This window comes from Ekhidna sp. (genome assembly GCF_964218185.1).
In the GTDB taxonomy this organism is placed as follows: Bacteria; Bacteroidota; Bacteroidia; order Cytophagales; family Cyclobacteriaceae; genus Ekhidna.
The window spans coordinates 123,036-132,872 of record NZ_CAXPLV010000012.1; the positions used below are offsets into that span (position 1 = coordinate 123,036).

General features: G+C 43.1%; 9 protein-coding genes. 4 read left to right on the plus strand and 5 right to left on the minus strand.

Annotation, left to right across the window (positions count from 1 at the left end; translation table 11 throughout):
- Positions 1-32: 32 nt before the first annotated feature.
- Positions 33-746, plus strand: a complete 714-nt coding sequence (locus ACEQZT_RS16470; protein ID WP_370090571.1) for an SDR family oxidoreductase — start codon at positions 33-35, stop codon at positions 744-746.
- Positions 743-2,689, plus strand: a complete 1,947-nt coding sequence (ispG, locus tag ACEQZT_RS16475; RefSeq protein ID WP_370090572.1) for a (E)-4-hydroxy-3-methylbut-2-enyl-diphosphate synthase — start codon at positions 743-745, stop codon at positions 2,687-2,689. The genes ACEQZT_RS16470 and ispG overlap by 4 nt, the downstream gene beginning before the upstream one ends.
- Before the next feature lie 72 nt (positions 2,690-2,761).
- On the opposite strand, the gene ACEQZT_RS16480 is transcribed toward ispG, so the two are convergent.
- The 3 genes from ACEQZT_RS16480 to ACEQZT_RS16490 form a co-directional block, all read right to left on the minus strand.
- Positions 2,762-3,349, minus strand: coding sequence for a hypothetical protein (locus ACEQZT_RS16480; RefSeq protein ID WP_370090573.1), 588 nt, complete (start codon positions 3,347-3,349; stop codon positions 2,762-2,764).
- A gap of 75 nt (positions 3,350-3,424) precedes the next feature.
- Complete coding sequence (locus ACEQZT_RS16485; RefSeq protein ID WP_370090574.1) at positions 3,425-5,797, minus strand: TonB-dependent receptor; 2,373 nt, start codon at positions 5,795-5,797, stop codon at positions 3,425-3,427.
- Position 5,798: 1 nt separating this feature from the next.
- The gene (locus ACEQZT_RS16490; RefSeq protein ID WP_370090575.1) at positions 5,799-6,248 is read right to left on the minus strand and encodes a Fur family transcriptional regulator; all 450 of its coding nucleotides are present in this window, start codon (positions 6,246-6,248) and stop codon (positions 5,799-5,801) included.
- Positions 6,249-6,297: 49 nt separating this feature from the next.
- On the opposite strand from ACEQZT_RS16490, the gene ACEQZT_RS16495 reads away from it, so the two are divergent.
- Together ACEQZT_RS16495 and ACEQZT_RS16500 are read left to right on the plus strand one after the other, a co-directional pair.
- Positions 6,298-6,504 (plus strand): DUF6728 family protein, encoded by a 207-nt coding sequence (locus tag ACEQZT_RS16495; RefSeq protein WP_372530171.1) that lies wholly within the window; start codon positions 6,298-6,300, stop codon positions 6,502-6,504.
- Between the two features lie 9 nt (positions 6,505-6,513).
- On the plus strand, positions 6,514-7,251 hold the full coding sequence (locus ACEQZT_RS16500) for a transporter (RefSeq protein WP_370090578.1): 738 nt from the start codon (positions 6,514-6,516) through the stop codon (positions 7,249-7,251).
- On the opposite strand, the gene ACEQZT_RS16505 is transcribed toward ACEQZT_RS16500, so the two are convergent.
- A complete protein-coding gene (locus ACEQZT_RS16505; RefSeq protein WP_370090579.1) occupies positions 7,248-9,503 on the minus strand; it encodes a TonB-dependent receptor domain-containing protein in 2,256 nt (751 codons plus the stop codon). The two genes, ACEQZT_RS16500 and ACEQZT_RS16505, sit on opposite strands and share 4 nt — an antisense overlap.
- Before the next feature lie 134 nt (positions 9,504-9,637).
- Positions 9,638-9,837, minus strand: a 200-nt coding sequence (locus tag ACEQZT_RS16510; RefSeq protein WP_370090580.1) for a hypothetical protein, incomplete at its 5' end; no start/stop codon positions are given.

Genomic DNA, 9,837 nt, shown 5'->3' on the forward strand with positions numbered 1-9,837 from the left:
ATAACACCTTAAGGAATAATCAAAAAAGAAACATGCATAATTCAGAGAGATTGGTGGTGATTACGGGAGGAACGAAGGGAATAGGTAAAGCTCTGGTGGATCGATTTGCCGCCGAAGGCTGGCCTGTGGCAACCTGTTCAAGGAATGATAATGATTTGGATGCTTTACGGAATGAGATTAACGAAAAACATCAAATGCTCATCCACACTTTCAAAGCAGACTTATCCAAAAAGGAAGAAGTAAAGAATTTTGTGGAGTTTGTGAGAATGATCGCAAAGCCAGTAGAAATATTAATAAACAATACAGGTGTCTTCACTCCAGGGGCAGTTCTGGAAGAAGCCGATGGAGCATTAGAACAAATGATAGATACAAATTTGTATAGCGCATATCATTTGACAAGAGCATTAGCTCCTTCAATGAAGCAAAACAAAAGCGGTCATATTTTTAATCTTTGCTCTGTGGCAAGCTTAAAGGCCTACCCGAATGGTGGTTCTTATTCCATTTCAAAGTTTGCGCTTTACGGCTTTTCACAAGCTATTCGCGAAGAACTCAAGGAACATAGAGTGCGAGTGACTTCAGTTTTAGCGGGAGCGGTAAAAACACCAAGCTGGGATGGAGTAGATATTCCGGATGAACGATTTATGAAGCCGGAAGATATTGCCGAAACCATCTATACCAGTTATCGGTTGAGTGAGCGTAGTGTAATCGAAGAAGTGGTTTTAAGACCTCAACTAGGAGATATATGATTCATAAGTATTGCAAAAGCCTTACCAAATATTCCAGAAGGAAGACCAGAGAGGTTTACATTGGTGATGTACCCCTTGGAGGTGATAATCCTATTCGTGTACAATCCATGACTACTGTAGACACCATGGATACGATGGGCTCGGTGGAGCAAACCTTACGCATGGTAGAGGCAGGGTGTGAATATGTGCGTATCACAGCTCCTAGCATCAAAGAGGCTCAAAACTTAGAGAACATCAAAAATGAGCTTCGAAAGCGAGGGTGCAATGTCCCGCTCGTTGCAGATATACATTTTACTCCAAATGCAGCCGAACTGGCAGCAACTATTGTAGAGAAGGTGCGGGTAAATCCTGGGAATTATGCTGACAAGAAAAAGTTTGAGCAGATTGAATACACAGATCAAGCGTATGCAGACGAACTCAAGCGAATAGAAGATAAGTTTTCTCCGCTGGTGGAAATCTGCAAGAAGCATGGGACTGCCATGCGAATTGGCACCAATCATGGTTCGCTTTCTGATCGGATCATGAGCCGCTATGGGGATACTCCGCTCGGGATGGTGGAGTCCGCCCTGGAGTTTATCCGCATTTGTGAGTCGATGGATTACAAGGAACTGGTTGTCTCCATGAAGAGCAGCAATCCTCAGGTGATGGTGCAAGCCTATCGCTTGCTGGTCCATAAATTGAATGAAGAAGGACTGGAGCCGTATCCATTGCACCTGGGTGTGACGGAAGCAGGAGAGGCGGAAGATGGCCGAATCAAATCGGCTGTTGGGATCGGAACGCTGCTGGAAGATGGGTTGGGAGATACGGTACGAGTGTCTTTGACAGAGGAGCCTGAAGTTGAAGCACCGGTGGCTCAGATCATGGTAGATCGCCTGTTGAAAAAGGCCGACCAAAAGCCCATCGATCCGATGGGTGATTATCCAATAAATCCGTACGAATATTATCGAAGATTGTCAGCTGAGGTTTTGAATTTTGGTCATGAAAATGTACCGAGAGTCATTGTCGATTTCTCGAAAATGGAGAAGATTGACATCAAAGATTTGAAAGCGATTGGGCACTCATATTTACCTGAATTAGACAAGTGGGGGATGAATGACCTAGGTGCAGATTACATCTACACAGGTTCTAATCCCATTGAGTTTATGCTTCCGAATGGCCTCAAAGAGGTCATGGATTACGAAGTTTGGAAATCATGTAGTGATCAGATAAATAAATTTCCTTTAATCACTGATTCACAAAAAGTTGAGGCTTTTCATGAGAAGTTAAACTTCATAGAAGTAAACACTGATTCCTATGACCAAACAATCTTTGGTTTGCTTGAAAAAACGGCCAATGCAGTGCTTATACTGCGTTCTGAGCAATCTCACGCCACCGCAAGCATCCGAAGGTTCGTGGTGGAGTTGATCAATCGAAAAATAGAGGTGCCGGTGGTGTTGAGGCAGGCATATCCGGTGTTAACCGAAGATGAGTTAATGATCCATGCATCTACAGATGCAGGCACATTATATGTTGATGGTATTGGAGATGGCATCATGTTATCGCCGCAGTTTCAGCCATCTGTAGATACTTTGAAATTATACAACAACACTGCTTTCGGAATTTTACAGGCAGCCAGAACAAGGATCACAAAAACAGAGTACATCTCGTGTCCATCCTGTGGGCGGACTCTTTTTGATTTACAGGAAACAACAGCCATGATCCGCAAGCGAACAGATCACCTGAAAGGAGTGAAAATCGGGATCATGGGATGCATAGTGAACGGCCCGGGAGAGATGGCCGATGCGGACTTTGGTTATGTCGGTTCAGGTAAAGGAAAGATCACGCTTTACAAAGGCCAGGAGGTTGTGAAACGCAGCGTGCCATCTGAGCGCGCATTGGATGAGCTGATCAACCTGATCAAAGAGCATGGTAGGTGGGTGGAGCCTGAGGGGGTGGAAGCATAACAAAAAATCCACCCCAAAAGGGTGGACCTCATTTACTAACCCAAATTTCACCCAATATTATTATTATGAGGATTAGTTGATATTGATTGTCCAGGTGATGTCAACATCTGTCTCTCCATCGCTGGAGGTGGAGGTGGTCGATTTGATATCTGGCTGATGCTTCAAAACCACACGAAATTCTCCGCTCCCAGCTGTCTGAGCAGCAGTCCAGGTCGTACTAAGTCCGATAGGATTACCATTATTATCCTGATCGTTGTAATTCACAGTCCCATTCGACCCGATATTACCTGAACCGGATGGGGATGAGAAGACGTCATTTGACCAAGAGAAGAAAAGCTGATGTTCATCACCTTCTGCCTCCACTTCCTCAGTAATGTCCTCAGCTGGAGATTCTAAGGTATTAGCCATTGTAATGTTTAATTCATATGAAACGCCGGCAGTAAGCTCAATGTCTGTTAATACCGGATTTCCGGTACCTTCACCATCTGCATCAACATAGGTGGCCACAACATCATCACCTCCACCAGTGGGAGTAAATGTGAGCGTCACTTCATTGATCACTTCTTCTTCGTTTTCCTCTGGTGGGACATCATCATCACTACAGCTGACAAACGCAACGCTTAAAATAAGCAGGGCTATTAAATAGTAGTTTTTAAACATTCTCATGATTTTAGTTTTTGCAATACTATTGCAAGTATAATATATAATTTATTAAATGCAACAATGTTGTAAAAACTAAAAAGAGTATCCTAGGAAAATGGCAAAGTTGATACCTGTATCATCGGCGAAATAGCGGAGGTTATCTGTATATCTACGATAGCTGGAGTTTAGTAGGTTCTGACCTTTAAGTTTTACAATAAGGTTGTCTTTTTCATAGCCAACAGACCCATTGAGAAGGAAAAAGGCATCAGGTGATTCCATGAAATCAAAGGTTCCAGATCGCTCAAAAGATAGATTTTCTTCTTCTTCAAACCTATCAGGATCTATAACCTGAGGAGTTAAGTTTTGACGAGCTTCAAACTCGGGGTTTAACTTAAAAGCAAAATTTCCGACTTTTTTTTCAATGCTAAGCTGAATATTTAGTGGAGGGATACCGACAAAGTATTGGTCATTTCTGGTGTCTTTGGCATATACGTAAGACATCTTCAAACCTGAATTTGTAGAAGCATTCCACTCTTTGGTTATATCCAAATCTACTCCGGCATATATCGCGTCTGTTTGATCATGAATAAAGTAGGGGAATGCTCCCCTGACTGTTTCAGTTATTCCGTATGGTCTTAGGAAAAAGTAGTTGGAGATCCAGTTAGCATGAGGAGTAAGCTCTGCGCTAAATCCATTTTTTGAGTAGTTGAGTGTTGTAATCCACTTGAAAGCTTTTTCACTCTGAACCTGCTTATCCTCGTTGGATAGGACTGTTCTGGTCGATATGCTGTCCTCTTCAGGGAAAAGTTCATACCTCCATAGTCCATATTCAAAAACTGATTGATGTTTTCCAAAGCTGTAAAGCTCGTTGATGTTTGGTGCACGCCAGGCCGTCCCTATATTAGACCTAAGCGTTAGGTTTCTAAACTCTTTCACAAACCCCAGGGTGAAGGTGAAGTTCTGATAGTTCAAGTTGTCCCTGTAAATATCATTATCCGAATCGCGACCCCTCACATTGAGATTCATCAAGTCGAAGCGCACTCCCGCTTCATAAGTGGTATTTTCTGAGGTATAAGATTCAATACCAAAAAAACCGATATTGTTGGTATTGTAATTTGGTACAAATGGGATGGTGTTTGTTCCTGGTAGATTGTCATTATTTTGATTGAAAAATTGGATGCCAAATGTGCCAGCCCATGCGCCTGAGCTTGGGTGATCCCAATCCAAATCCACCGAATGAGAGATAAGCCTTAGGTCGATCGCAGGACGTTCATTATTGACACCTCTTCTAACATCAAATTCCTTCCTCAGATTGCGCTGAAAAGCATACTGGAAATCAAATTGCTGTTCACCCAGGAAAAGTGAAGTTTCAAGTTTTAGTAAGTCATGGACCGTCTCTTGTCCTGGATTATTGATATCGTAAGAAAACGGCTTAGTGTTAGATGGGATGGGAGCGCCAATAGCATCGGCCAGCCCTTCCAGATTGTCACTGACTGATCCTCGTAATATGCCTAGTTTCTGTTCAAAGTGGCTCAGATATACATTAATATCTAGAATGGGAAAGTGAAATCGTCCGCCAGCTGAGAAACCAAGTTCCTCTTTGCCAGTGTTGGTCAATTGATAGTTTACGGCCTTAAGGTCACCCTGCTTTGTACCCGAAATCGACGCATTCCACGCTGCACGTTCGTACCCTTCGGTGATAGTTATTTCACCAGTTACAGATTTTCCGTTAGTTTGAAAACCACCATTAATCTCCCCGTTCAATTGGGTTGAAAAACCTGGTTTTGGAGCATTGAAGAGGATCACCCCACCTAAAGCGTCGGCACCATACCTTACCGTGGATGCTCCTTTAATGAGCTCAATTCGTTCGATTTGGGATGCATCAATCTCTACGCCATGCTCAGCGCCCCATGCCTGATAGGAGTGACGAACACCATTGTTAATAATTAAAACACGGTTGGAGTGTAGTCCGTGAACGATGGGCTTAACGATATTTTGACCTGTTTTCAGCATGCTGACACCCGAACTTTGCGAGAACAAATCCCCAGCGCTGACACCTATTGATTCCAAACTTTCAACCTTGATGTCGATGGGCTCAAGTGTTTTTAAGGCATGGGCATTCAGTTCTTCCTCAACCACCACGCTTTCAAGTAAGGTCTCATTGGAGGCCATATATATCACAGGATTAGAGTGATGAAAATCATGGTGATGAACTACCGTTTTGTACCCTAGAAATCGCACTTCCAGATCAATCTCCTCCTTGCATACTTTTTCTATTTGGAAAGAACCGTTTGCATCTGACACGGCTCCATTTTGTGTGCCCAGTATTTTAACAGTCGCGAAGGGAAGAGGCTCATTTGTATCAATATCCAGTACCTGGCCAGAAACAGTCCTGTCACAACTCGTCTCCTGACCATGCAGAGCGGTAACGATAAATAGGAAAGCAATAATGAAGGTTAATTTCATGTTAGGCACACTTTGCGCAAACCCCATCTACGATCATGTTGACCCCATCAATCTGGTAGCCATTCGGAACGGTCACCTTGGGAACCACCTTATCATCCAGGCATTCGATCTGCCCACAACGATTGCACTTAAAATGGATGTGATTATGATCATGATGATCAGGGGAACAGGTATGATGGCACAATCCATAGGTGGCACTGCCAGCCTCATTGGGTATCTTATGAAGAATGCCTGAATCGAGAAAGCTATTCAGTGTTCTATAAAGTGTTACCCTATCATATTTGGTGAATTTATTTTCCAGGTCTCCCTGAGACAAAGCATTCTTTTCCTGAAGAAAATAGGCCATAACATCCAACCGACAATCGGTAATTCTCAACTCGTGGGATTTAAGGATCGATTTTAGATTTTCCTGGGACATTCCGCAAATATAGTTTATGCAACTTAATTGCATTAAGTATTGAAGTGGAAACACTTTTCTTAAGTTTGTGGTTTGAATGGATATGGAAAGCAAGGAACCAAATAAGCAGCAAGAGAAAACAAACTACTTCGACTTTACTGAGGTACTTACCTATTTTTTTAGGAAGAAAGATCCCAACCGTCCTAAGAGTTTCAACCTGAAAGCGATGCATACCATCAATAAAATATCCATTTTGATGTTTTTGGGAGCGGTTATCGTAATGATTGTACGAGCGATTTCAAGAGCGTAAATTAGCTGAATGAAAAAGCTACTATTCCTTCTGTCTGTGCTGGGTGCCGGTGCATCTATGGCGCAAGATTTCGATCCTATTGTCACTGACCGTCCAACTCAATCTGCGGCTGCTTCGGTTATGCCTCAGGGGAAATTCCTCTTGGAATATGGTTTCCTGAAAGAAACACAGACTACTGATATTTTTAATTATACCTATGCCAATTTTCACTTAAGGTATGGTGTGGTTGAAGGAGTGGAGATTAGACTTACTCAAAATTATCTCGGTTTCAAAGACAATACCAGTGATATGAGTGAGACAGGGTTGAGTCCGCTTACCATTGGTACAAAAGTTCACTTGGTTGAGGAAAATGGAGCCGTACCTCAGATCAGTGTGATTGGGCAAATAACCCTTGCAAATGGTGATAATAACTTCAAGCCTTCTCAGGCAATTCCTGAGTTGCGACTAAACTTTGCCAATACTTTGTCAGATAAGTTTTCCCTTGGCTATAACCTGGGAATGAACTTTCCAGAGGACAATTCTACTTCATTTTATTCGGTTGTTTTGGGATATGCATTAGCAGATGGCTTTACATTATTTGCTGAGCCCTATGGTTTCTTTTCAGATGGAAATGCAGATCATCGATTCAATACCGGACTGATTTATTTAGCAAGCAACAACCTGCAGTTTGATGTCTCAGTAGGTTGGGGATTATCGGATATTTCACCAGATTCCTTTATAAGCTTTGGAGCTGCGTTTGGGTTTTAGTTGCTTCGCGCAAGGCTCCAACTGATACCCAAATAAACTTCTCTCCCATGAATCGGGGAGTAGGCATAGGCTGTGTCAAAACTATCGCTGAAACCAAGGTTGGCATTCGGGTCATTGGTGCCTGTAAGAGGAGACCATGGCTGAACGTAATCAAAGATATTCTGTAGCCCACCATATACAGACCATCCTTTTTTGAGATCCTTTGCTATTTGCAAATTGTGGATAGCGAAAGTGGCGGATGAAGTAGGACGAGGAGTGGAAAGGGGCTCACCGTTTTCATCCAGATCATATACTTCCGGTAGAGCCATTGGTCCGGTCAGCCTTGCGGTATAAGCAAAGGTGGTCTTCCATGGTTTATGTACATAGTTGGCGGTGAAGATGCCTGTCCATTTCGGAGCAAATTCTATGTCTCGTTTTTCACCGTTTTCCTTTTCTGTCACATCCTGGAAGTTAACACCGGCATTGAAAGCAAGTGGAAAAGCAAGCTCCTGCTGGATGCTGATTCCAATTCCTTTACTCACAGCAAAGCCATCCGTATTGGCATAGCGGATCTCATCTTCTGAAGAGTAGTCAGGGGTGATTTTGTTGGTGAAGTGAGTATAGTATGCATCTATATCCAGCATGCCCTGGCTGGCTCCAAGGGTATATATGTGATTGGCATTTAATGAGAAGTTGTAAGATTCTTCAGGCTTCAGTTCTTCTTCTATGACAACTTCCCGCTGACCCGTAACAAAGGCATGATCTTCAGTGAACAAGTTCACAATTCTAAAGCCCGTTCCGAAATTGGATCGAAGGGTAGTCCAATCACCTGGTTTGTATTTAAGACTCAAACGAGGTGCGGGGATCAGTCCATGGTTAGCATAGTGATCTAATCTTAAGCCAGAAAGAGCTGTAAATCGCTCACTGACACTCCATTCGTCTTGCACAAAAAGTCCAGGGATGTATTGGTTGTCTGGCTTGTTCTCGCCGTTCGATTCAGTCGCTATGGTGTTGTCGTCATAGGTTTGATAGCGTGAGGTCAAACCCATGGTAAGTTGATGAGACGAAAGCGGCTTATCCCAAATCAAGTTAGTAAACAAAATATCTTGTGTGGCTCTATAAAAATCTGCCCCATAGTAGCTATCCTGCTCATGGGTGCTCATTGAATAGTCAATTCTGATCTTTTCCATGGTAGGCAATTCATAGGTTCCAAATACTTCAAATCTGTGAGTGTATATGCTTTCGCCATAGATATCGCTACTTCCTCGCAGATTCTGGTAGTTTCTATCTTGTAAGTATTCTTCCACACCATTTCTTCGATCTTCATAATAGTACTTTCCTGAAACGGTAAATTTCTTTCCTGATGGCCTGTGGATATCCCACTTGCTGAAAAGTGAAATCCGGTCAAGGTTGATATTATCACCAAACCCGTCTCCATTCCTGTCGTCAAAATCATTTATGTAGGCATAGTTGAGGCCGATAAAACCAGAGCTCTTCCCAATCCTTGGAGCTAAGGAGAAATTACCGAAGGATTCATAGTGCGAGGTTCCCATCACGTCAGCGGAAAAGGAAGGCTGCAGGGAAGGATCTTTAGTAATGATGTTGATTACACCGGCCACTGCCTCCGATCCATAGAGGGTGGAGCTAGGTCCTTTTATCACCTCAAACCGATCGATGATCATGCTGGGGATACCATTGAGGCCATAAACCGAAGCAAGGTTTCCATAGATAGGAGAGCCGTCCATCAGGATGGCGGTGTAGGGGCCAGGGAGCCCGTTGATGGAGATGCTGTTGGTAAAGCACACTCCGCAAGCCACCACTTCCTGGATTCCGTTTACCAAAGAAATCCCCTCTACCAAGCTGGTAGCCGCTGCAGGGGTATAGGTATTTAGATGTTTCGCAGTGATTACATCTACTTTTACGGGTGACCGGGAAACGAAAGTAGGCTGCATGGTACCAGTCACCACCACCTCATCCATGGTAAGGGTACTTTCCTCAAGGTTGAAAGTTAATGGATTGGAAAGAGGCACAACTATTTCCGTTTTTATAACCTTAAATCCAACCGATCTAATCTCCAGGGTATACGATCCATCAGGAATGCTTTCTAAGATAAATTCCCCCGCAGCATCTGTCACTGTCCCATATTCGGTTTGAAGGAGTTGGACGGTAGCACCAGGAAAGGCTTCACCATCTACCTTCACCACCCCACTAATCCTTTCTTGAGCAAAAGAAACAATAGGAAATACCACCAACAACCAGATACTAAGTCTCATGCAATCTTTTGTTTTACTTGCGACAGCACAAAACTATAAATTAGTTTAAACAAAACAAAAATTTAGATTAGTCTAAAAATTAATGTCTTTCTCTTTAATTAAAGTTAGTTGTTAGCCTAATAGCCCGTCTGTCATTACCGAGCCTGTCGAAGTATGTGGCAGGCTATAAAAGCGCGGTTGTCATGCTGAGCCTGTCGAAGTATGTGGCAGGCCATAAAAGCGTGGTTGTCATACTGAGCCCGTCGAAGTATGTGGGTGGGCACTCTTAGTAGATCCTTCGTTTCACTCAGGATGACATCCAGAATATGAAATATCTGAAGAGCGTCGTGTAGGG

Bases quoted from the DNA above. Each gene is read 5' to 3' on its own strand.
- ACEQZT_RS16470 (WP_370090571.1), top strand. From the start codon at position 33: ATGCATAATTCAGAGAGATTGGTGGTGATTACGGGAGGAACGAAGGGA.
- ispG (WP_370090572.1), top strand. From the start codon at position 743: ATGATTCATAAGTATTGCAAAAGCCTTACCAAATATTCCAGAAGGAAG.
- ACEQZT_RS16480 (WP_370090573.1), bottom strand. From the start codon at position 3,349: ATGTTTAAAAACTACTATTTAATAGCCCTGCTTATTTTAAGCGTTGCG.
- ACEQZT_RS16485 (WP_370090574.1), bottom strand. From the start codon at position 5,797: ATGAAATTAACCTTCATTATTGCTTTCCTATTTATCGTTACCGCTCTG.
- ACEQZT_RS16490 (WP_370090575.1), bottom strand. From the start codon at position 6,248: ATGCAATTAAGTTGCATAAACTATATTTGCGGAATGTCCCAGGAAAAT.
- ACEQZT_RS16495 (WP_372530171.1), top strand. From the start codon at position 6,298: ATGGAAAGCAAGGAACCAAATAAGCAGCAAGAGAAAACAAACTACTTC.
- ACEQZT_RS16500 (WP_370090578.1), top strand. From the start codon at position 6,514: ATGAAAAAGCTACTATTCCTTCTGTCTGTGCTGGGTGCCGGTGCATCT.
- ACEQZT_RS16505 (WP_370090579.1), bottom strand. From the start codon at position 9,503: ATGAGACTTAGTATCTGGTTGTTGGTGGTATTTCCTATTGTTTCTTTT.